The organism is Janthinobacterium sp. NKUCC06_STL (assembly GCF_019345455.1).
GTDB classification, from domain to species: Bacteria; Pseudomonadota; Gammaproteobacteria; order Burkholderiales; family Burkholderiaceae_D; genus Janthinobacterium; species Janthinobacterium rivuli.
This window is the reverse complement of the sequence record NZ_JAHKQY010000001.1, coordinates 606040-629689: the sequence shown is the minus strand read 5'-3', so window position 1 is coordinate 629689 and position 23650 is coordinate 606040. Positions and strand designations below refer to the sequence as shown.

Here is a 23650-nt window from a genome sequence, read left to right as displayed (position 1 = left end):
AGTCCAGCCTTCACCTAAGTATATTTTGACCGATCACAATTTATTGCCAGTAAACCCAGATGGCCAGCCTGCTGTCTTGCCAGCCGATGTGCCAGCCGAACCGCAGGCGGCGCCTGGCAAGCACGATGCCGACATCGAGCGCCTGTTTGGCGCCGGCGGCCCGCTCGGTCCGGCCGTGGGCAGCTACAAGCCGCGCCGTTCGCAAACGGAAATGGCGAAAGCCATCGCCAGCGCCATCGACAGCCAGACAACCCTGATCGCCGAGGCGGGCACGGGCACAGGTAAAACTTTCGCCTACCTGGTGCCGGCCCTGATGTGGGGCGGCAAGACCATTGTTTCCACCGGCACGAAGAACTTGCAGGATCAATTGTTCCTGCGCGACATCCCCACCGTGCGCGCCGCGCTGCAGGCGCCCGTTTCCGTTGCCCTGCTGAAAGGCCGCTCGAACTACGTTTGCCACTATCACCTGGAACGCACGCTGCAAAACGGCCGCATGACGTCGCGCGACGACGTGGGCCATTTGCGTGAAATCTCGCGTTTCATCAAGATGACCAGCTCCGGCGACAAGGCCGAGCTGGCCAAGGTGCCGGAAAACGCCATGATCTGGAACCTGGTGACGTCCACGCGCGACACCTGCATGGGCGCCGAATGCCAGTATTACCAGGATTGTTTTGTGATGAAGGCCCGCAAGGAAGCCCAGCAGGCCGACGTGGTGGTGGTCAACCATCACCTGTTCTTTGCCGACGTGGCCCTGAAAGACACGGGCGTGGCGGAATTGCTGCCCTCGGCCAACACCATCATCTTCGATGAGGCGCACCAGTTGCCCGATACGGCCACCTTGTTCTTTGGTAACACGGTGTCGACCTCGCAAATCCTGGAACTGTGCCGCGACGTGCTGGCCGAGGGCCTCGCGCACGCGCGCGGCATCGACTGGGCCAAAACCGTCATGGTGGTGGAAAAGGCGGCGCGCGACCTGCGCTTGACCTTCCCGCAGGATATCGTGCGCCTGTCGCTGCCGCAAATCGCCCCGTCGAGCGACTTTTTCCCCGCGCTCGACACCCTCAAGGATGAGCTTGACGGCATGGTGGCCGTGCTGGAAACCCAGGCGGAACGGGCGGAAACGCTGGAGCAGTGCAGAGTGCGCGGCGTCGAACTGGCGCAGCAGCTGAGCGGCTGGAAGTTCGATCCGAAGGCCAAAGTGACGGCTGGCGAGGAAGCCGTGTTCTGGGTGGAAGCGTTTTCCAGCTCCCTGCAATTGCATAAAACGCCATTGTCGATCGCGCCGATCTTCAACAACCAGCGCGAAGGCACGCCGCGCAGCTGGATTTTCACGTCCGCCACCCTGGCCGTGAAAAACGATTTCAAGCATTTTTCCGAACAGATGGGTTTGACGGGCGAACCGTCGCACACGTGGCCGTCGCCGTTCGACTATGGCCAGCAAGGCTTGCTGTTCGTGCCGCAAAACCTGCCGCAACCGAACTCGCTGGGCTACACGGACGCCGTCATCGACTGCGCCCTGCCCATCATCGAAGCGGCGGGCGGGCGCACCTTCTTCCTGTGCACCACCTTGCGCGCCGTCAAACGCGCGGCCGAGCGCCTGGCCGATGAATTCAAGCAGCGCGGCCTGAACTTCCCCCTGTTCGTGCAGGGAGAAAAGGGCCGCACGGAATTGCTGGACCAGTTCCGCGCGGCCGGCAATGGCGTGCTGATCGGTAGCCAGAGCTTCTGGGAAGGCGTCGACGTGCGCGGCGATGCGCTGTCGCTCGTCATCATCGACAAGCTGCCGTTTGCGCCGCCCGACGATCCCGTGCTGGCCGCGCGCATCGAAGTGATGGAAAAGCAGGGCAAGAACGGTTTCATGCACCATTCGCTGCCGGAAGCCATCATCAACCTGAAGCAGGGCGCGGGCAGGCTGATCCGCGACGAGGGCGACCGGGGCGTACTGATGATCTGCGATCCGCGCCTCATTTCCAAGCCGTACGGCAAGCGCATCTGGCAAAGCCTGCCGCCGTTCAAGCGCACGCGCGACACCGCCGAAGTGGTGGAGTTCTTCCGCAACCTGCCCGCCAAGGGCGCTTAAGTCCCGCTTGCCGGCGCCCTCCGCGCGCCGGCATATTTCCCTTTGTTATCAAGCGAGTAGCGTTTTTTGCGCGGCGCGGCCTTGCGTGCCTGGCATGCCAGAAATCGGCGTGATCGCGCCAGTTTCTGGCTTTCTTGCGAATGTCCAGGACGCCAGACACATCTTTGCGCCAGCGCAAACAGGCCGTTGCTCAGCGGTCTACAGTGACTTCATGCCTTGTGGGATCAAGGCGCGGCGATGGCAGGGCCGCACGGGGAACAGGGGGGATGCCATGGAGATCCGCTACGGCTGTTTCTTGAGCTACGCGCACGGCCAATATGCGTTCATGAACAAGTTCAAGAATGACCTCATCGAGGCGCTGGCTTGCTATCTGGAGCCGCACCTGGACCGCGAGGAAGTCCTGTTCATCGACAGCGAACAACTGGGCGGCGGCGACGATATCGATCTGCGCGTGGCGCGCGCCATGTGCCAGAGCGTCTGCATGATCGTGCTGTACACGCCCAAATATGAAGCGCACGGCTACACGCGGCGCGAATTTGCCGCCATGCAGCTGATCGAGCAGGAGCGGCGCGCCTGGTACGACTTGCCCAGCCATCTGATCATCCCCGTCATCATGACGCGCCATCCGGACGGCTTGCCGCCGCAGATCACGGAATCGGGCCTGTACGTCGATTTTTCCGGCTACACCCTGGCCAGCGGCGACCTGAAGTCGAACCCGCAATACCTGCCCGACATCGAACGCATCGTGCAGCGCATCGCCACGCATTACCACTTGCTCAAGCGGTCAACACCGCCCGGCCACGATTGCAGCCGTTTCGTGTTGCCCGCTATTCCACCGGAATGGCGCGCCATTCCGCCTCCCCATTTTCCGCGTTAATCACGTAAAAGGTCCTGTCATGGAATGCCAACGCCTCTCCCTGCCGCCTTTGAGCGCCCCTGGCGAAGTCGTCACCTTCTATTCCTACAAGGGCGGTACCGGCCGCACCATGGCCCTGTCGAACATCGCCGTCCTGCTGGCGCGCCGTGAAAACGCCAGCGTGCCCGTGCTGATGCTGGACTGGGACATGGAAGCGCCGGGCCTGCACCATTATTTCGAACAGCATGAGGAGCGACCGGGCGTGCTGGAATTCTTTGAAGCGTGCCGCCAGCAGCTCGAGCGCCTCAGCCTGGAGACGGGTGGCAAGCGCGGCTCGAGCGCCGACGATGTCGCCCTGGCCCAGCGCGTGCTCGACGCCATCGACTGGCAGCAATACGTGGTGCGCGTCGACCAGGGCAGTCCGCTGTACCTGATGCGCGCGGGGCGCTTCGACGCCAGCTACAGCGAGCGCCTGGCGCAGATGCGCTGGGATCAGCTGTTCGACAGCTGCCCGGCCCTGTTTCGCTGCTTCGCCGATACCCTGGCCCAGCATTTCCGCTATGTGCTCGTCGATTCGCGCACGGGCCGCACGGACAGCGCCGGCATCTGCACCACCTTGCTGCCAAAAAAACTGGTGGTGGTCTTCACGCCGAACCGGCAAAGCCTGGAAGGCGTCGATGCGCTCGTCACGCGGGCCATCGAGTACCGCCGCAGCCATGAGGACGAACAGCGTCCGCTGCTCGTCTACCCCTTGCCCTCGCGCATAGAAATGGGCGACGGGGCGCAGCGCGCCGAGTGGCGCCGCGGCGACGCGCACAAGGGTATCGCCGGCTTCCAGCCCATGTTCGAGCGCCTGCTGCGCAGTTCCTACGGCTTGCCGCAGATCGCCCTCGACAGCTATTTCGACGAAGTCCAGCTGCAGCAGACGAAAACCTTTGCGTATGGCGAGCAATTGGCCGTGCGCATCGACCAGGGCGGCGACCGCTTTTCCCTCACGCGCACCTTCGAAGCCTTTTTGCAGTGGCTGACGGGCGGCTACTTTCCCTGGCAATCGAGCCGTGAAATCGCCTTGCTGGGGGCCATCAGCGAGGCGCGCCAGGCCTTGCAGGCTGAGCCTGGCCGCGCCGTGGCCCTGCCGCTGGCGCGCGACCTGGCCCGCCTGGGTGAGCTGTACCGCAAGGATGGGCGCAGCGCGCTGGCGCTCGACGCCTTCCGCCAGAGCGTCGAGATCCGCGTGCGCCTGCTGGGTGAGGAGCATCCCGACAGCCTGGCGTGCAAGAGCGGCATGGCGCGCCTGCTGCGCCAGTTGGGCAAGCTCGAGGAAGCCCGCTTCCTGGAAGAGGACGTGCTCGACGTGCGTGAGCGTGTGCTGGGCAGCGAGCATCCCGACACCCTGGCCGCCCGCGCCTGCCTGGCGAAAACCCTGTTGCTACAGGGGGAGCTGGCGGCGGCCCTGTTGCTGCAGGATGCGGTGCTGGCAAGCTATGCGCGCCAGCTGGGCGGCGAGCATCCGCTGACCCTGGAGGCGATGGATGGCCGCGCCGCCACCTTGCTGCGCATGGGCCGGCTGGCGCAGGCGCAGCAAGTGCTGGCCACAGTGGTGGCGGCGCGCGAGCGCCTGTTCGGCGCCGAGCATGGCGATACCTTGCGCAGCAAGCTGGCCCTGGCGCAGGCGCTGGGGCGCGAAGGCGACCTGGAAGGCGCGCGGCGCCTGTTCGTCGCCGTGCTGCAGGCGCAGGAGCGGCGCCTGGGCAGCGACCATGCTGCCACCCTGGCCACGCGCGACTTGCTGGCCGACATCGTGGCCGGGCAGGGCGACTGGGCCGGCGCGCGCCAGTTGCATGAAGACCAGGTGGCGGCGCGCGAGCGCACGCATGGGCTCGATCATCCGGAAACCCTGATGAGCCAGCGCAAGCTGGCCGAGGCGCTGTTGCGGCGCGGTGAACTCGATGCGGCGCGCAGCGTGCAGGAGCAGGTGCTGGAAGTGCATGCGCGCCTGCTGGGCGAAGACCACCTCGATACCTTGCACAGCAAGACGCAATTGGCCGGCACCTTGCAGCAGCAGGGCGACAGCGAGGCGGCGCGCCTGCTGGAAGACGCCGTGCTCAGCGGCAGTGACCGGCTGTTGAACGCCCCCGTCACGGGGCATGCGGACAGCGTGCTGGACGGTGCGCGGCATTTGCAGGAAACCATCCTGGCCGGCCGCGCCAACGGGCACGAAGGGGCCGAGCCGGACACCCTGACCAGCATGATCTCGATGTTGCAAGGCATGATAGAACGGGAACAGTATGCGCAGGCGGGCGAATTGGCCGAACATTTGAAGTCCTGCCTGCTGCGTCCGGGCGTGCCGGGCAAGCTGCGCCGGCGCGGCATGGCGCAGCTGAAAAGAATGTACAAGCTGCAAGGCGACCTGAATGCCTTGCTGGCCTTGCAGGAAGATGAAGTGCAGGCGCTGGAGGGAGCCTTGTCGGAAGCGCGCATCGAGCAGCGCTGATGCCGCGCGCCATGTCCACGCGGCGGCACAAATAATGCGGTCTATCGGCGTGCGGCATGCGCAGTGTTGGCATTGCTTCGGGTAAAATCCCGTTATGAGAATTCTTATCAGTAACGACGACGGTTACCTGGCGCCTGGCCTGGCGGCCCTGGCCGACGCGCTCGCCCCCATTGCCGACATCGTCGTGGTGGCGCCCGACAGCAACCGTTCGGGCGCGTCCAATTCGCTGTCCCTGGACCGGCCCTTGTCCGTGCACAAGGCTGCCAACGGCTTTTATTTTGTCAACGGCACGCCCACCGATTGCGTGCACGTGGCGCTGACGGGCATGCTCATCGAGCGCCCCGACCTGGTGGTGTCCGGCATCAACAACGGCCCCAACATGGGCGACGACACGCTGTATTCGGGCACCGTCGCGGCCGCCACGGAAGGCTATCTGTTCGGCATTCCCGCCATCGCCTTTTCCCAGTCGCAGTTTGGCTGGGCCAACCTGGACGCGGCCGCCCGCGTGGCCAGGGAAATCGTCGAGCGCCAGTTTGACGCCTTGCAGAAACCGTATCTGCTGAACGTGAACATTCCCGCCATTCCTTACGAGCAAATGCAGGGCGTGGTGGCCACGCGCCTGGGCAAGCGTCATTCGGCCGAGCCCGTGATCCGCGCGCTCGATCCGCGTGGCCGTGAAATCTTCTGGATCGGCCCGGCCGGCGCGGCCAAGGAAGGCGGTCCGGGCACGGACTTCCATGCTGTTGAACATGGACAAGTATCGATCACGCCGCTGCAGATCGACCTGACCCATACCACCCAACTCGATGCACTGGCGAAAGGCCTGGCATGACCGCTCACTATGACTGACAAGCCGCGCACCTTCCCCCTGACCCTTGATTCGCTGGCCGGCAAGCCCGCCAGGCCGGGCGGGGGGCAGTCGCTGGCCCAGTCCCGGATCGCCACGCCGCAGACGGCCACGCAGAATGCGGCGCAAAACGCGGCGCGCGGCGTGGCGCAGCCGTATGGCGCGCATGCGGCCATTGCGCCGTCGCGCGCGCAAGCCATCGCCAATGAGCGGGCGCAGCCGGCCGTGGTGTCGCCGCCACGGCAAAATCCGCTCGTCTCGGAGGCCGTGCGCCGCGCCATGGTGGCCCGCGTGGCGAAGCAGGGCGTCAAGGACCAGGTGGTGCTCGACGCCATGCAAGCCGTGCCGCGCCACATGTTCATGGACGAGGCGCTGGCGTCGCAGGCGTATATCGACGCCTCGCTCCCCATCGGTCACCACCAGACCATCTCGCAGCCGTACATCGTGGCGCGCATGATCGAAGTGATGCGCCAGGGTGGCAGCCTGCAGCGCGTGCTGGAAATCGGCACGGGCTGCGGCTACCAGGCGGCGGTGCTGTCGCTGGTGGCGAAAGAGGTGTATTCCATCGAGCGCATCCGGCCTCTGCACGAGCTGGCGAAGGCCAATCTGCGCCCGTTGCGCGTGTCGAATCTGCGCTTGCAGTACGGAGATGGTATGCTTGGCCTGCCGCAGGCGGCGCCCTTCGACGGGATCATCCTTGCCGCAGCCGGCCTGGAAGTCCCGCAAGCCCTGCTGGAACAGCTGGCGCCCGGCGGGCGTCTGGTTGCGCCGGTGGGGGCTAAATTGCAACACTTACAACTCATTACCCGGGTGGGGAAAATGGAATGGACCAGCCAGACCCTGGAAGACTGCCATTTCGTGCCTTTGCGCCCGGGCACCATATGATCCCCGGATCAGCTAGCAAGCAGGACATACAATTACATGCGAATGATTAAGAAAAGTAACATACTTCTATGTAGCATCACCTTGGCCGCGCTGTTGAGCGGTTGCGGCACGACCGGCGTCCAGGCACCCGTCGTGGAGCGCCACCCATCGAGCAGCAGCGCCGCCGCCAGCGATCCGCGCGACCGCGACCCGGCCTATTACACGGTCAAGCGCGGCGACACCCTGCTGCGCATCGCCCTCGAGCACGGCCAGAATTACCGCGACCTGGTGGTCTGGAATGACTTGAGCAACCCGAATGACATCAAGGTCGACCAGGTGCTGCGCGTGCTGCCGCCGACTGGCGACACGGGCGGCGCACAAACGTCGGCCATCGTCATGCCGCCGGTGACGGAAGTCAAGCCGGCCGCGCCTGTCGTGCCGAAGAAATCGGGTCCGCGCGGCGAGAAGCGCGCGTATTCCGACGCCACCCTGGCCGAGCTGCGCGCCGATGGCGGCAACGGCGACGCCAAGCCTGCGCCAGCGCCGGCAGCAACTGTTGCTGCCGCACCGGCCGCCGCCGCGGCAGCCCCTGCGGCCTCGGCGCCTGGCGACGAGAAGATCAGCTGGATGTGGCCTTCCGAAGGCAAGGTCATCGGCACTTTCGACGAAGGCAAGAACAAGGGCGTCGATATCGCCGGCAAGGCGGGCCAGCAAGTGGTGGCTGCCGGCGCGGGAAAAGTCATGTATGCCGGGAGCGGAATCCGTGGTTATGGTAATCTTGTCATCGTGAAGCACAGTAATAGTTTATTGTCGGCCTATGCGCATAACCGCAGCATCCTGGTGAAGGAAGGGCAGAACGTCAACAAAGGCCAGGCCATCGCCGAAATGGGTGATTCCGATGCCGACCGCGTGAAGCTGCACTTTGAAATCCGCCAGCAGGGCAAGCCTGTCGACCCTTCGAAATTCCTGCCTAACCGTTAGGTAAAGCAATGACACACGCGCCGCACGACCAGCTGGACGATGACCCGGAACTGCCGGAAGACGGGGCAGACGAAGTCGTGACGGACGATGCAGGCGAACTCGACGGCATTGACGCCGTCGACGCGGGCGAGGGCGGCGAGGTGGCCAGCGTCAGCGTGCTGGTCGAAAGTGTCGATGAACTGAAAAAAGTGCTGGCGGCAGAGCTGTCGACCGATACCACGCAGCACTATCTGAACCAGATTGGCACGCGGCCCCTGCTGACGGCGCCGCAAGAGGTGCATTACGCCACCCTGGCCAAGCAGGGCAATTTTGAAGCCCGGCAAACCATGATCGAGCACAATCTGCGCCTCGTCGTGTCGATCGCAAAGCATTACATCAACCGCGGCGTGGTCTTGCTCGACATGATCGAGGAGGGCAATATCGGCCTGATGCGCGCCATCGACAAGTTCGAGCCCGAACGCGGTTTCCGCTTTTCCACCTACGCCACCTGGTGGATACGCCAGAGCATCGAGCGGGCCATCATGAATCAGGCCCGCACGGTGCGCCTGCCCGTGCACATGGTGCGCGAACTGAACCAGATTTTGCGCGGCAAATACCACCTGGAAGCCCAGCACCACGACGGCAAGGATGCCACCGCGGAAGATATCGCCCACCTGGTGGGCCGTCCCGTGGAAGAGGTGCAGGATATCCTGGCCCTGTCCGAGCACGCCACCTCGCTCGACGCGCCGCTCGACAACGACCCGCAATCGTCCCTGATGGACATGCTGCCCGGCGCCAGCGAGGACGGCCCGGACGCGCGCGCGGAACACCATGAAATGACGGTGCTGGTGCGCGACTGGCTGACCAAGCTGCCCGACAAGCAGCGCGTCGTCATCATGCGCCGATTCGGCCTCGACAATGACGACCCGGCCACCCTGGAAACCCTGGCCGAGGAAATGGGCGTGACGCGAGAGAGAGTTCGCCAGATCCAGCAGGAAGCCTTGATTAAACTGAAGCGGGCCATGGCGGCGCGTGGCGTCGTGCGCGACTCATTATTTTAGGACGCCCGGTCCCGGTATTTCCGGGGCCGCATCTGCTATCATACGCCCCGCTCGCGGCGCCTGACCTGTCCCCCATTGTTTGCAAGTTCCAGCGCGGCCCTGCGTCCTGGCCCACTCTTACCTATTGATCGCTATGCAAGAAAATATCATCGAAATCAAATCGCTCGACATGGACGCCCGTGGCGTTGGCCATATTGAAAACGAAGACGGTTCGCCGGGCAAGGTCGTGTTTGTCGAAGGCGCATTGCCGGGCGAGCGCGTCAGCTTTGTGACGTTCAAGAAAAAGAAAAACTGGGAAATGGCCCGCATGACGGCGCTGCACCGCGAATCGTCCATGCGCGTGACGCCCAAGTGCAAGCATTTCGACAATTGCGGCGGCTGCTCGATGCAGCACCTGGAACCGTCGGCGCAGGTGGCGATCAAGCAGCGCGTGCTGGAAGATAACTTGTGGCATATCGGCAAGGTGCGTCCGCAAAGCATCATGCGCCCCATGTATGGCCCGACGTGGGGCTACCGCTACCGCGCGCGCCTGTCCGTGCGCCACGTCAAGAAGAAAGATGCCGTGCTGGTGGGCTTCCATGAAAAGAAATCGGCTTTCGTTGCCGACATGGATAGCTGCGAAATCCTGCCGCCGCATATCTCCGCCATGCTGCTGCCGCTGCGTGGCTTGATCGCTTCGCTGTCCATCTTCGACCAGATGCCGCAGATCGAGCTGGCCGTCGGTGAAGACGTCACCGCCATGGTCTTGCGCATCATGGCGCCGTTGACGGCGGACGATGAAACGAAATTGAAGGCCTTTGCCGACGAATACGGCGTGCAATGGTGGCTGCAGGTGAAAGGGCCGGAAACGGCCGTGCCGTTCTATCCGCTCGACAAGCAATTGCACTACCTGCTGCCGGAATTCGGCGTCAAGATGCCGTTCAAGCCCGTCGATTTCACGCAGGTGAACCACCACATCAACCGCGTGCTGGTATCAAAAGCCCTGCGTTTGCTGGAAGTGCAGCCGACCGACCGCGTGGCCGACCTGTTCTGCGGCCTGGGCAATTTCACCTTGCCGCTGGCCACGCAGGGCAGCGAAGTGGTCGGTATCGAAGGCAGCACCACCCTGACGGAGCGGGCGCTGGAAAACGCCCTGGCCAATGGCCTGGCGGACAAAACCTCGTTCTCGACGCGCAACCTGTTCGAAGTGACGACGGACGACCTGATCGCACTGGGCCGTTTTGATCGCATCCTCGTCGACCCGCCGCGCGATGGCGCCATGGCCCTGTGCCAGGCGCTGGTCGGCCTGTCGCAAGTGCGCCCGGACCTGCTGCCGAAGCGCATCGTGTACGTCTCGTGCAGCCCGTCGACGCTGGCGCGCGACGCCGGCATCCTGGCGCTGGAAGCAGGCTACGTGCTGAGCAAGGCGGGCGTCGTGAACATGTTCCCGCACACCTCGCACGTGGAGTCAATGGCCGTGTTTGATCTGGTCTGAGGGCACACCTGAGAAAACGTCCATAGCTGCGTTGCCTTGCCTAGCCGTACTATTCGTACTGTCTTCGGCAAGGCGCCTTGCTCTGAACGTTTTTCAGGCGCGCCGAGGCTACTCAGGGCGCTTGGACAGCTTTAGCCTCTTCGCCTGACTACACCCCAATACCACTTACAGCGTGTTATAAAACTGGTCTGTCTTTTCCCGCTCCAGCGTCTTTTTCCATTCTCCCTCTGCCGTTTTTTCATTGTCCAGTAGGACAACACGCCGTTTGCACCTTCCGCTACGCTTTCTGCACGAAGTGGTATTGCCCACTTTGAGGCCACTTCAAAACCACTTGACCGCCTATTTTTTCAGCAGCATGCTGTTCTTGCAACTGCAAAAAACAAAATCACAGGTAGCTTTTTATTGAAGCAGAGTGGTATTTCCGCAAACCTGAACAGGAGACAACGTGGAAAATTTAATACTCAAAAAAACGATCAGGAACATGATGGTATGTCTGGCCAGTGGTGGTGTGCTGGCGGCATGCGGCGGCGGTGACGCCGGCGCGCCGGCTGGCTCGCAATTGCTGGCGGCCAGCACGGTCGTCGCCTGCGTGCCTTGGCAAGAGGGCGGCACGTATAACGCGGGCACGGTGGTCACTTACCTGGGCGCCAATTACACGGCCCTGGTGACGCAGACGGATCACGTGGGCTCGGGCTGGAACCCCGTTTCCACGCCGAGCCTGTGGAGCGCCGGCGGCACCTGCGATGGCGGCACCACGCCAACTCCCACCCCGACGCCAACTCCGACACCAACCCCGACTCCTGCGCCAACACCGAATCCGACGCCTACCCCGACGCCAACGCCAACCGGCGGCACCTGCGCGCTGGCCTGGGTGGCCGGCACGGCCTACAGCGCGGGCGCCACCGTCAGCTATGCGGGCACGAATTACCGCGCCAACTACTGGACGCAGGGCGACAACCCATCGACCAGCAGCGGCGCCGCCGGCACGGGCAAGCCATGGACCAGCCAGGAGATCTGCAGCACCACACCGACTCCAACCCCGACGCCAACGCCAACGCCAACGCCAACGCCTACTCCGACACCAACACCAACGCCAACGCCAACACCAACGCCAACGCCGACGCCGACGCCGACGCCAACGGGCCGCGAAGTCGGATCCTATTTCGCGCAGTGGGGCGTGTATGGCCGCGACTATGAAGTGGCGAACGTGCACACGAGCGGCGTGGCCGACAAGCTCACCTTCATCAACTACGCTTTCGGTAATATCTATCCGAAAAATGGCGGCTATGAATGCGCCATGATCACCAAGACGGAGCCGGGCGCGACGAATCCGAATTCGCCGGACGCGGGCACGGGTGGCGATGCCGAGGCCGACTACATCCGCACGCCGAAGCGCACCGTCGATGGCCAGGCGATTCCTTGGGATGCTCCATTGTCGGGCAACTTCCTGCAGCTGAGAAAGCTGAAGGCGGCGCACCCGAACCTGAAACTGTTCATCTCGCTGGGCGGCTGGAGCTGGTCGAAGAACTTCTCCGTCGGTTCCGCCACCGATGCGCTGCGCAAGCAGATGGTGCGCTCGTGTATCGATATCTACATCAAGGGCAACCTGCCGGTGCAGGGCGGTCGCGGTGGCGTGGGCGCGGCGGCCAACATCTTTGACGGCATCGACATCGACTGGGAATATCCGGTGGGCGGCGGCCAGCCGTACAACACGGTCAGCCCCAATGACAAGCGCAACTTCACCTTGCTGATGGCGGAATTTCGCAGCCAGCTCGATGCGCTCGGTGCCGCCAACGGCAAGCGCTACCTGTTGACGGCCGCTGTCGGTGCCGGCAAGGACAAGATCGACAACACGGAACCGGCCCTGTACTCGCAGTACATGGACTGGATCAACCTGATGACCTATGACTTCCACGGCGGCTGGGAAAACAGCACCAACTTTAACGCCCAGCTGTTTGCCGACCCTGCCGATCCGTCGACAGGTATGGCGCGCGAATACGTGGGCGACAAGGCGGTGCAGTACATGATTGCCGCCGGCGTGCCGCGCGACAAGCTGCTGCTGGGCATACCGTTCTATGGCCGCGGCTGGACGGGTGTGGCGCCAGGGCCGAACGGCGATGGCCTGTACCAGGCAGCGACGGGCACGGCGCCCGGCACCTACGAGTCGGGCATCGAGGACTATAAAATCCTCGTCGCCAAGGCTGGCACGCGCTACTACCATCCCGTGACCAAGCAGCTGTACCTGTACACGGGGGCGGGCGGCCAGTGGTGGAGCTACGATGACCCGACCGTCATCGGCACCAAGGTGAAATATGTGAAGGACCAGGGCTTGCGCGGCGCGTTCTCGTGGGAACTCGATGGCGACGCGAATGGCGTGCTGGCGACCGAGGTGTGGAAAGTGCGGTAACACTGGAGTAGAGTAAGACGCGGCCGGGCGGCATTGCTGCCCGGCCGCTTGTTCACATAAAAAACAGGAGACGGGCGATGGCGGCGGTATCGACATTCGGAGTAAAACATCCGGAACAGGAGCTGAGCCGCGAGTGGCGCAGCTGGATTGTGGAAAACCTCATGCTGGGCAGCCACCCGTCGGCGCTGATGCCGGTGCTGCAACAGGCCGGCATCGCGGAGCCCCTGGCGCGCCGCGAAATCGAGCTGGCGCTGCAAAGCCCTTACCTGGCTGGTGCCGTGCGCCTGTCGAACCGCCTGGCCAAGCGCGACTGGGTGATCGACATCCAGCGCAAGCTCAATCAGCTGCGTTCGCCCGAGATTCCCCGCCGCGACAAGCTCTCTGCGCAGGCATTCCTCGACGAGTACTACGCCACCAACCAGCCCGTCATCATCACGGGCATGATGGACGACTGGCCCGCCATCAATAAATGGAGCCCGGCCTATTTCCGCGCGCATTACGCGCAGCGCGAAGTGGAAGTGCAGTTCGGCCGCGAAGCGGACGCGCAGTACGAAATGAACAGCGTGGCGCACAAGCGCAAGATGGCGTTTGGCGAGTACGCCAGCCTGGTCGAGGGCAGCGGCGCGACCAACGATTTCTACATGACGGCGAATAACAATTCGCAGAACCGGCAAGCCTTGCGCGAGCTGTGGGACGATATCGGCCAGCTGCCCGAATACCTGGAGCAGAGTGGCGGCCCCACGGGTTTTTTATGGTTTGGCCCGGCCGGCACCGTGACGCCATTCCATCACGACCTGACGAACAACTTCATGGCGCAGGTCCAAGGGCGCAAGCGGCTGCGCATCATGGCCGCCTGCGAGGTGGCGCGCGTGTACAACCAGCGCCACTGTTTTACCCCCGTCGACGGGCGCGACATCGACCTGCGGCGCTATCCTCTGATGGCCGACGTGCAGGTGCGCGAATGCGTGCTGGCGCCGGGCGAGATCCTGTTTCTGCCCGTCGGCTGCTGGCATTTCGTCGAAGCGCTCGACGTCTCGATGACGGTGGCGTTTACCAACTTCAAATGGGATAACGATTTTTACAGCAAGTATCCATCGAATCACGACTTTTGATTGTAGTGCTAACCCGCCCCGAACAGCCGCCGTACAGGCGGCTTTTTTCATGCTACGGCGCGCTTCTTGTATAAGATATTTCCATAAAATAATTGATTAAAATCATTTTGCAGCAATTATTTTGATATGAATGGCCACGATGTTTCATTATCCAGATGGCGATGGCGGGCGGATAATTTGATGGCTGGCGCGGCGCCAGCACCGACAACCATCTGGAGGCGGCAGGGCATGAACACGCAGCAAATGACACAGTTACAGCAAGCACCAGCAGCTAGTACGGAGCTTCGGCTCGACACGCGGCTGACGCGCGAAGCGGCCGAATTGCTGGCCAGGGCCGACATCCATTTGAATGGCCGCGCCGCTTGGGACATGCAGTTGCGCAAACGGGGTGTGCCCGAGCGGGCTTTCGCCAGCGGCAACCTGGGGCTCGGCGAAGCCTACATGGACGGCGACTGGGATGCGCAGCAGCTCGACGAATTCTTTTGCCATCTGCTGCGCGCCAGGGTGGCCGACGATGTGCGCCCCATGCGCCTGGCTTTCCACGCGCTGACCGCGCGCTTGTTCAATCTGCAGACGGAGCGCCGCGCCTGGATGGTGGGCAAGGAGCACTACGACCTGGGCAACGCCTTTTATGCGGCCATGCTCGATCCGCGCATGACGTATACCTGCGGCTACTGGAAGGATGCCAGCAACCTGGCCGAGGCGCAGGAAGCCAAGCTCGATCTGATCTGCCGCAAGCTCAGGCTGGAGCCGGGCATGCGCGTGCTCGACATCGGCTGCGGCTGGGGCAGTTTCATGCGCTATGCGGCGGAAAAATACCAGGTGCGGTGCGTGGGCGTGACGATCTCGCAAGAGCAGGCAGAGTATGCGCGCGCCATGCCGGGCGGCGAGCAGCTGGACTTCCGCTTGCAGGATTATCGCGACACTGATGAAAAATTCGACCGCATCGTCAGCATCGGCATGTTCGAGCACGTGGGGCATAAAAATCACCGCACTTTCATGGAAGTGGCGCACCGCTGCCTGGAAGATGACGGCCTGTTTTTGCTGCACACGATCGGCAAGAACAAGCGCCATTCCACGTGCGACCCGTGGATCGACAAATACATCTTCCCGAATGGCGACTTGCCGTCGATCGGCCAGATCGGCGACGCCATGGACGATCTGTTCGTCGCCGAAGACTTGCACAACTTCGGCGCCGACTACGACAAGACCCTGATGGCCTGGCATGCGAACTTTGAGCAGGCGTGGCCGCGTTTTGCTGGCCAGCTGGGCGAGCGCTTCCACCGCATGTGGTCATACTATCTGCTGTCCTGCGCCGGCGCCTTCCGCGCGCGCGACTTGCAGCTGTGGCAGTGGGTCTTGTCGAAGCAGGGCGTGCTGGGCGGCTACGAGCGTGTCAGTTGAGATGCTCGGCAGCTGATATGATGGATTGATGGATATCAATCAAGCGCGTACCTTCCTCGAAGTGGCTTCCTGTGGCAGTTTCATCATGGCCGCCGAACGCATGCACGTGACGCAGACGGCCGTCAGCGCACGCATCCGCACCCTGGAGCAGCAACTGGGGCGCCAGCTGTTCGTGCGCAACAAGGCCGGCGCGCGGCTGACGTCGGCCGGCGAGCGCTTCATGCGCCATGCCGCCACCATGGTGCAGGTGTGGGAGCGGGCGCGCCACCAGGTGGCCTTGCCGCCGGGGCGCGACGACGCCATCAGCATCGGCTGCGAACTGAGTCTGTGGCAGCCGCTGCTGGGCGACTGGCTGATCCGCATGGCGCGCGATTGCCCCGAGATCGCCCTGCGCGCGGAAGTCGACAGTTCCGCGCGCCTGCTCGACGCCGTGCATGACGGCTCGCTCGACCTGGCCGTGCTGTACAACCCGCCGCAGCGTCCGGGCCTGGCCAGCGAATTGCTGGCCGAGGAAAAGCTCGTGATGGTGACCACGCGCGCCGACGGGCAGATGCATGCCGATGCCTATGTGTACGTGGATTGGGGTCCGGCGTTTGCCGCGAACCACCAGGCAGCGTATCCGGAACTGAGCAGTCCGCCCGTGTCGATCTCGCTGGGGCCGCTGGCCCTCGTCTATCTGCTGGACGTGGGTGGCGCCAGCTATTTCCGCATCGGCAGCGCGCAACCCTATCTCGATGCCGGTTTGCTGCACCGCGTGCGCGACGCGCCCGAATTCTCGCATTCCGCCTACGCCGTCTACGCGGCCCAGCGCGACAACCCGACCCTGGACCGCGCCCGCGCCTGCCTGCTGGAAGTGGCGGAGAAGATCAAGTAGATGCTGCAGATGTAAAAAAGCCGACCCGAGGGTCGGCTTTTTTGTCCTGCTCATGCGCATAAGCGCAGCGCTTAGTCGCGGCTGCCGCCAGCGAAACCCAGCAAAGAGAGCAAGCTGGTGAAGATGTTGTACACGTCCAGGTAGATGCGCAGGGTGGCCGAGATGTAGTTGGTCTCGCCGCCGTTGATGATTTGCTGCACGTCATACAGGATGTAGGCCGAGAAGATGGCGATGGCGACCATGGAGATCACGATCGACAGTGCCGACAGGCCCAGGAAAATATTCGCCACCGATGCCAGGATCAGCACGATCACGCCGGCGAACAGCCATTTGCCCATGGCCGAGAAGTCGCGCTTCGAGACCGTGGCGATCGTTGCCATCACGGCCAGGATGGTGGCCGTGCCGCCGAACGCCGTCATGATCAGCATGCCGCCGTTCGAGTAGCCGAGCGTGCGCGTCAGGATAGGCGTGAGCATCAGGCCCATGAAGAAGGTAAAGCCCAGCAGGACGGCGACGCCGAGGCCCGAGTTCTTGGTTTTTTCAATCGCGTACATGAAGCCGAAAGCGACGACCATGAAGATGATGAAACCCATGCCGCCGGTCAGCATCGGCAAATGCATTTGCACGCCGATGAAGGCGCCCAGCACGGTCGGGATCATGGACAGCGCCAGCAGCCAGTAAGTGTTGCGCAAGACCTGATGGCGGACTTGCTGCATGCCCCCCGACAGGTCAAAGGTGCGTTGCATGTTCTGATTCATAGTGCCTCCGTGTTGTCAATTCAAATTACTGCTTTACCCAAGGATAGCATGAGGGCCGGAATTTGCCAAAAAAGCAGCTTAAGATTTCATTAAACGGGGGTGGGGCGGCAAGATGCCCCCTGCCTCTCTGGGTGATATGGGGTGGAGTATGGTAAAATCAAAGGTTGATTGAGTTCTCAATTTACCGTTTTAAACCTTACTTTTTATTGGAGTTTTCACACATGGCAATCGAACGCACCCTGTCGATCATCAAACCAGACGCAGTTGCAAAAAACGTAATCGGTCAAATCTACTCGCGTTTTGAAAACGCTGGCCTGAAAATCGTTGCAGCACGCATGACCCAACTGTCGCGCGAACAAGCTGAAGGCTTCTACGCAGCGCACAAAGAACGCGGCTTCTTCAAAGATCTGGTCGACTTCATGGTTTCCGGTCCAGTCATGATTCAAGCCCTGGAAGGCGAAAACGCCGTTCTGGCCCACCGTGACCTGATGGGCGCGACCGATCCGAAGAAAGCAGAAAAAGGCACGATCCGCGCCGATTTCGCCGATTCGATCGACGCTAACGCCGTACACGGTTCCGACGCTGTCGAAGCTGCTAAAGTGGAAATCGCTTACTTCTTCCCAGAACTGAAGGCTTAATTGCCTTAGATAACGTTATTTCCTGGCGTTATCTGTGAAATAACTTATCACCCCCTGTTCCCGCTGCGCTGTGGAGTTTTCGCTCCCGATGCGCGCGGGGACGGATTTTTAGAATAGACAAGATCATGAATACGACGACCCTCACCAACTTGCTGGACCTCGATCCCGCGCAACTCATCGCCTATTGCGCCGAGTTGGGAGAGAAACCGTTTCGTGCGAAACAATTGCAACGCTGGATACACCAGTTCGGCGCCTCCGACTTCGACGCCATGACGGACCTGGCCAAGTCGCTGCGCGACAAGCTGGCCACACGCGCCGAAGTGCGCGCCCCGGCCATCATCAGCGACCATACGTCAACGGATGGCACGCGCAAGTGGCTGGTCGACGTGGGTAATGGCAATGCCGTGGAAACCGTGTTCATTCCGGAAGAAAACCGCGGCACCCTGTGCATCTCGACCCAGGCCGGCTGCGCCGTGAACTGCCGTTTTTGCTCGACGGGCAAGCAAGGCTTCAACCGCAACCTCAGTGTCGGCGAAATCATCGGCCAGCTGTGGATGGCGGAATTCGAATTGCGCCGTACCAAGGGCATCGAGCCTGGCCCGAAAGGCGAGCGCCAGATCACCAACGTGGTGATGATGGGCATGGGCGAGCCCCTGCTGAACTTTGAGCCGACCGTCACGGCCCTGAAATTGATGCTCGACGACAACGCCTACGGTTTGTCGCGCCGCCGCGTGACCCTGTCGACCTCGGGCGTGGTGCCGATGATGGACAAGCTGTCGCAGGAAGTGCCGGTGGCCCTGGCCGTCTCGCTGCACGCCTCGAACGATGCCTTGCGCGACGGTTTGATTCCACTGAACAAGAAATACCCGCTGAAGGAATTGATGGCGGCCTGCAAGCGCTACCTGGAATTCGCCCCGCGCGATTTCATCACCTTTGAATACTGCATGCTCGACGGCGTCAACGACAGCGACGAGCACGCGCGCGAACTGCTGGCGCTGGTGCAAGACCGCGAGTTCGGCGTGAACTGCAAGTTCAACCTGATTCCGTTCAACCCGTTTCCCGAGTCGGGCCTGTTCCGCTCGAAAAACCCGCGCATCAAGGCCTTTGCCCAAGTCCTCATGGATGGCGGCATCATCACCACCGTGCGCAAGACGCGCGGCGACGATATCGATGCAGCCTGCGGCCAGCTGGCCGGCGAAGTCAAGGATCGCACGCGGGTGCAGGAGCGCATGGAAAAGATGACTGAGTATCAACAGAAATTTGGCGCCAATTTCGGCAAGATCGTGGAGATCCGCTCCTGATGCGGGGACGCATGGCTTATCCTGGCGTACTTGCCGCGGCTGTTGTCAGCCTGGGCGTGCTGCTGGCCGGCTGTGCTTCCACCGCGGACAAGGAGCAAGCCGCATCGGTCGAGCAGCGCGCCGCCTTGCGCTTGCAGCTGGCCAGCGCCTATTATATGCAAGACCAGTTTGCGGTGGCGTTGACCGAAGCGGATCAGGCGGTGCAGCTACTGCCGGGCAACGCCCAGGTGCGCGGCATGCGCGCCCTGATTTTTGCTGCCTTGCGCCAACCTGCCGCTGCTGAAAAAGATTTTCTTTACGCATTGCGCCTTGCGCCCCACAATCCCGAGTTGAGCAATAATTATGGCCTGTTTCTGTGCCAGACCGGGCGCGCGGCGCAGTCGCTGGCGTATTTTGATGCCGCATTGCAAGATGCCGCGTATGGCACGCCTGAACTGGCGCTGCATAATGCGGCGGCGTGCAGCCTGGTCATGAAAGATTACCCGCGCGCCGCCGGCTACTGGCTCAAGGCGGAGCGCATCGCACCTGGCGCGGCAATCACTTATGCCGGTCTGGTGCGCGTGTATTACCAACAGCAAGACTACCGGCAAGCGGCTCATTATCTTGAGCGGCTCGGTAAAGCGGCGACAATGGAGAGCCAGACGGCCGATGTGCTGTGGCTCGGGATCAAGGTGCAGCATAAGCTCGGGGATGCGGGTGCGGAAGCTGGCCTGGGGGCGCATTTGCGCAACCACCATTCCGGCTCCCCCGAATATGCTGCTTATCAAAATGGGGCGTTTGATGAGTGAGACAGGGATACCAATGAATTCAGAGTGGGCAGAAACGCCTCAGCAGCAGCCCCAGGGCAATCTTGCGTTGGCAGGCGCACAGTTGAAGGCGCAGCGCGAAGCGCTGGGCTGGCCGGTGGAACAGGTGGCCGACCAGCTCAAGCTGGCGCCGCGCCAGGTAATCGCGCTGGAAGAGGGCGACATGGCGGCTTTGCCGAACGTGGCCGTGGTGCGCGGATTCGTGCGCGCCTACGCCAAGGTGGTGCGTCTCGACGCGGCGCCGCTGGTGGCCATGATCGAAGTCCATCCGGCGCCGGCGCAAGACCCGGCCGCGCCCGTGCGGCGCGAGATTTCCGCCACGTTTTCCGAATCGCGCTTCCCGTCGATGACGCAGCGCTCGTCGAACCAGACTCCCCTCTGGATCGCCGGCGCCGTGGCCGTCGTCGTGGCGGCCGCCTTTGGCGCCTATAAACTCGGTTACGTGCCGGCCAGCCTGCTGTCCTCGCAGGCCGGGAAGGAAACGGCGCATGCGGAAGTGGGCCCCGTGGAAACGACCCTGATCAAGCCGGGCCAGGACTTGACGCCGGTGCAGTCGCCATCCGTGCCGCTGATTTCCGTGCCGCCGCCGCCAGGCAACGATACGCAGACGGGCGCACCGGCCACCACCGCTTCGACGCCGGCCGTTGCCGAAGTGCCGCCAGCGGCCGTGCCAGCCCCGGCGACAGCGGCGACGGCTGTCGTCACGCCGCCTGCGGCTACCGCTACTGCTACCCCTGCCGTGGGTGCGAATGCGCTGGTGCTGAAGGTGGAGCAGGATTCCTGGGTGGAAATCCGCCGCCCTGGCAGCGCGCCGCTGATTTCGCGCATGGTCAAGGCGGGCAGCACGGAAACGTTCGATATCACGGGCCCGGCCACCCTGGTGGTGGGCAAGCCTGCTGTGGTGCAGGCAACCTTGCGCGGCGCCAAGCTGGAGCTGCCGACCGTTGCTGGCGGCACAATTTCCCGCGTCAGCATCAAATAATTGCAGTAACCGTTCAAGCAAACTCAGAAGATAATATTATGGCTACCTCGAAAACAGCGATCGGCTCCGGTCCATCCGGCCGGCGCGACAGCCGCAAGGTGCTGATCGCGCACGGCCAGCGCCAGATCTGGGTGGGCGGCGACGCCCCCGTGGTGGTGCAGTCGATGACGAACACGGATACGGCCGACGCCATCGGCACGGCGATCCAGATCAAGGAACTGGCGCGTGCCGGTTCGGAACTGGTGCGCCTGACGGTGGACCGTCCGGAAGCGGCCGCGGCCGTGCCGTATATCCGCGAGCAGCTCGACAAGATGGACATCGACGTGCCGCTGGTGGGCGACTTCCATTACAACGGCCATACCCTGCTCAACGACTACCCCGATTGCGCGCGCGCGCTGTCGAAGTACCGCATCAATCCGGGCAACGTGGGCAAGGGCGCCAAGCGCGACACGCAATTTGCGCAAATGATCGAAGCGGCTTGCCGCTACGACAAGCCGGTGCGCATCGGCGTGAACTGGGGCAGCCTGGACCAGGCCTTGCTGGCGCGCATCATGGATGAAAACGCGGGCCGCGTCGAACCGTGGCCGGCGCAAGCCGTCATGTACGAAGCGCTGGTGACGTCGGCGATTGAAAACGCCGTGCGCGCCGAAGAGCTGGGCCTGGCGCGCGACAAGATCATCCTGTCGTGCAAGGTCTCTGGCGTGCAAGATCTGATCGCCGTGTACCGCGAACTGGCGCAGCGTTGCGACTATCCGCTGCACCTGGGCCTGACGGAAGCGGGCATGGGCAGCAAGGGCATCGTGGCGTCCACCGCGGCGCTGTCCGTGCTGCTGCAAGAGGGCATCGGCGACACCATCCGCATTTCGCTCACGCCCGAACCGGGCGGCGACCGCACGCGCGAAGTGATCGTCGGCCAGGAAATTTTGCAAACCATGGGCTTGCGCAAGTTCGCGCCCATGGTCATCGCCTGCCCAGGTTGCGGCCGCACGACGTCGACCACCTTCCAGGAGCTGGCCGACAACATCCAGACGTATCTGCGCGAACAGATGCCGGAATGGAAGAAATCGTATCCGGGCGTGGAAGCGATGAACGTGGCCGTCATGGGCTGCATCGTCAACGGTCCCGGCGAATCGAAGCATGCGAACATCGGCATCAGTCTGCCCGGCACGGGCGAGTCGCCTGCCGCGCCCGTGTTTGTCGACGGCGAAAAAGTCGTCACCCTGCGCGGCGAACGCATTGTCGAAGAATTCCAGGACATCGTCTTGAAGTATGTACAGAGTCACTATGGAAACACGGCTGCCGTCTGAGCCTGATCCGATAAAAAAGCAAAGAAGAACACTATGTCCGAAAATAAAAAGCTCGACAAGATCACCGCCGTCAAAGGCATGAACGATATCCTGCCGGCCGACGCTCCGCTGTGGGAATTGTTTGAAAACACGGCGCAATCCGTGCTGCAAAGCTATGGCTTCCAGCAGATCCGCACGCCGATCGTGGAAGAAACGAAATTGTTCGCGCGCGCCATCGGCGCCGTGACCGATATCGTGGAAAAGGAAATGTATTCGTTCACCGATTCGATGAACGGCGACAACCTGACCCTGCGTCCGGAAGGCACGGCCGGCGTGGTACGCGCCGTGGTCGAGCACAACCTCGTCTACGAGGGCCCGAAACGCCTGTGGTACAAAGGCCAGATGTTCCGCCACGAGCGTCCGCAAAAAGGTCGCTACCGCCAGTTCCACCAGTTCGGTGCGGAAGCCATCGGCTTCACAGGCCCGGATATCGACGCCGAGCTGATCATGATGACCCGCCGCCTGTGGGATGACCTTGGCCTGGAAGGCATCCGCCTGGAACTGAACTCGATCGGCGACGCGTCCGAGCGCCTGCGCCACCGCGCCGACCTGATCGCCTACCTGGAAAGCCACAGCGAGCTGCTCGACGAAGAAGCCAAGCGCCGCCTGCACAGCAATCCGCTGCGCATTCTCGACACCAAGAACCCTGCCATGCAGGATCTGGTCAATGGCGCGCCGAAGCTGCTGGACTACCTGGGCGAGGAATCGCTGGCCCACTTCCACGGCGTGCAGAAGATTCTGAACCACAACAATATTCCATTCGTCATCAATCCACGCCTGGTGCGCGGCCTCGATTACTACAACCGCACGGTGTTCGAGTGGGTCAGCGACAAGCTGGGCGCGCAAGGCACGGTCTGTGCCGGTGGCCGCTATGACGGCATGGTGGAAATGTTCGGCGGCAAATCGACGCCCGCCGTCGGTTTCGGCATGGGCGTCGAACGCCTGGTGCTGCTGATGAAGGATGCGGCCGAGCCGGAACAGCCAGCCCAGTGCGACGTGTATCTGGTGCATCAGGGCGAGCAGGCAGGCTTGCAAGCGTTCGTGCTGGCGGAGCGGATTCGCGATGCGGGCCTGGACGTTGTGCTACATTGCGCAGCGAGCAACGGTGGCGGCAGCTTCAAGACGCAAATGAAAAAGGCCGACGCCAGCGGTGCGGCGTTTGCCGTGATCATGGGCGACGATGAAATCGCCAACAATGTCGCGACGGTGAAAGCCATGCGCGAAGCCGATGCCGGCGCGCAGCAGAACACGGTGCCGTTCGACGACGTCGTCGACTACGTGGTGGACCAGATCATCGGCGACCACGATTGCGGCCATGACCACGGTCCTGGCGGCCACGTGCATCACCACCACTGATTTGCAGCAAGACCGTTCTACCCTCGATCA

General features: G+C 62.7%; 19 protein-coding genes. 18 read left to right on the top strand and 1 reads right to left on the bottom strand.

The genetic code is table 11. The annotated features are described in order from the left end of the window. Positions 1-25 precede the first annotated feature (25 nt). The 12 genes from KO539_RS02905 (at position 26) to KO539_RS02850 (ending at position 16433) form a co-directional block, all read left to right on the top strand. Complete coding sequence (locus KO539_RS02905) at positions 26-2080, top strand: ATP-dependent DNA helicase (protein WP_374106323.1); 2055 nt, start codon at positions 26-28, stop codon at positions 2078-2080. Positions 2081-2351: 271 nt separating this feature from the next. Next, entirely contained in the window at positions 2352-2957 is a 606-nt protein-coding gene (locus KO539_RS02900; RefSeq protein ID WP_219307242.1) for a toll/interleukin-1 receptor domain-containing protein, read from the top strand. 19 nt (positions 2958-2976) lie between these two features. After that, a complete protein-coding gene (locus tag KO539_RS02895) occupies positions 2977-5430 on the top strand; it encodes a tetratricopeptide repeat protein (protein ID WP_219307241.1) in 2454 nt (817 codons plus the stop codon). Between the two features lie 94 nt (positions 5431-5524). Beyond that, positions 5525-6262 (top strand): 5'/3'-nucleotidase SurE, encoded by a 738-nt coding sequence (gene surE / locus KO539_RS02890; RefSeq protein WP_034789072.1) that lies wholly within the window; start codon positions 5525-5527, stop codon positions 6260-6262. 9 nt (positions 6263-6271) lie between these two features. Further along, positions 6272-7162: a protein-L-isoaspartate(D-aspartate) O-methyltransferase gene (locus tag KO539_RS02885; protein ID WP_099380782.1), complete on the top strand. Its 891-nt coding sequence runs from the start codon at positions 6272-6274 to the stop codon at positions 7160-7162. A gap of 42 nt (positions 7163-7204) precedes the next feature. After that, positions 7205-8122: a peptidoglycan DD-metalloendopeptidase family protein gene (locus tag KO539_RS02880; RefSeq protein WP_219308565.1), complete on the top strand. Its 918-nt coding sequence runs from the start codon at positions 7205-7207 to the stop codon at positions 8120-8122. Positions 8123-8130: 8 nt separating this feature from the next. Beyond that, positions 8131-9162 carry an RNA polymerase sigma factor RpoS gene (gene rpoS, locus KO539_RS02875; protein ID WP_219307240.1) on the top strand — a complete coding sequence of 344 codons (1032 nt, stop codon included), beginning with the start codon at positions 8131-8133 and terminating at the stop codon, positions 9160-9162. A 133-nt stretch (positions 9163-9295) separates the two neighbouring features. Further along, a complete protein-coding gene (gene rlmD, locus KO539_RS02870; protein ID WP_219307239.1) occupies positions 9296-10636 on the top strand; it encodes a 23S rRNA (uracil(1939)-C(5))-methyltransferase RlmD in 1341 nt (446 codons plus the stop codon). 481 nt (positions 10637-11117) lie between these two features. Beyond that, complete coding sequence (locus KO539_RS02865) at positions 11118-13043, top strand: glycosyl hydrolase family 18 protein (RefSeq protein WP_307788997.1); 1926 nt, start codon at positions 11118-11120, stop codon at positions 13041-13043. 77 nt (positions 13044-13120) lie between these two features. Further along, positions 13121-14155 (top strand): cupin-like domain-containing protein, encoded by a 1035-nt coding sequence (locus KO539_RS02860; protein ID WP_219307238.1) that lies wholly within the window; start codon positions 13121-13123, stop codon positions 14153-14155. A gap of 243 nt (positions 14156-14398) precedes the next feature. After that, on the top strand, positions 14399-15559 hold the full coding sequence (gene cfa / locus KO539_RS02855; RefSeq protein WP_219308561.1) for a cyclopropane fatty acyl phospholipid synthase: 1161 nt from the start codon (positions 14399-14401) through the stop codon (positions 15557-15559). Between the two features lie 28 nt (positions 15560-15587). Then, a complete protein-coding gene (locus KO539_RS02850; protein ID WP_219307236.1) occupies positions 15588-16433 on the top strand; it encodes a LysR family transcriptional regulator in 846 nt (281 codons plus the stop codon). A gap of 71 nt (positions 16434-16504) precedes the next feature. Here the strand turns inward: KO539_RS02850 and KO539_RS02845 are convergent, their stop codons facing one another. After that, complete coding sequence (locus tag KO539_RS02845) at positions 16505-17191, bottom strand: Bax inhibitor-1/YccA family protein (protein WP_035820723.1); 687 nt, start codon at positions 17189-17191, stop codon at positions 16505-16507. Positions 17192-17412: 221 nt separating this feature from the next. On the opposite strand from KO539_RS02845, the gene ndk reads away from it, so the two are divergent. The 6 genes from ndk to hisS all read left to right on the top strand — a co-directional run bounded on the left by ndk (position 17413) and on the right by hisS (position 23620). Beyond that, positions 17413-17829 (top strand): nucleoside-diphosphate kinase, encoded by a 417-nt coding sequence (ndk, locus tag KO539_RS02840; protein WP_034752036.1) that lies wholly within the window; start codon positions 17413-17415, stop codon positions 17827-17829. Between the two features lie 125 nt (positions 17830-17954). Beyond that, on the top strand, positions 17955-19130 hold the full coding sequence (gene rlmN, locus KO539_RS02835) for a 23S rRNA (adenine(2503)-C(2))-methyltransferase RlmN (protein ID WP_034752035.1): 1176 nt from the start codon (positions 17955-17957) through the stop codon (positions 19128-19130). A 56-nt stretch (positions 19131-19186) separates the two neighbouring features. Then, positions 19187-19918 (top strand): type IV pilus biogenesis/stability protein PilW, encoded by a 732-nt coding sequence (gene pilW / locus KO539_RS02830; RefSeq protein ID WP_219307234.1) that lies wholly within the window; start codon positions 19187-19189, stop codon positions 19916-19918. 67 nt (positions 19919-19985) lie between these two features. Continuing rightward, positions 19986-20918, top strand: a complete 933-nt coding sequence (locus KO539_RS02825) for a helix-turn-helix domain-containing protein (protein WP_307788995.1) — start codon at positions 19986-19988, stop codon at positions 20916-20918. 38 nt (positions 20919-20956) lie between these two features. Further along, complete coding sequence (gene ispG / locus KO539_RS02820) at positions 20957-22225, top strand: flavodoxin-dependent (E)-4-hydroxy-3-methylbut-2-enyl-diphosphate synthase (protein ID WP_219307230.1); 1269 nt, start codon at positions 20957-20959, stop codon at positions 22223-22225. Between the two features lie 33 nt (positions 22226-22258). Next, positions 22259-23620, top strand: coding sequence for a histidine--tRNA ligase (hisS, locus tag KO539_RS02815; RefSeq protein WP_219307229.1), 1362 nt, complete (start codon positions 22259-22261; stop codon positions 23618-23620). Positions 23621-23650 lie beyond the last annotated feature (30 nt).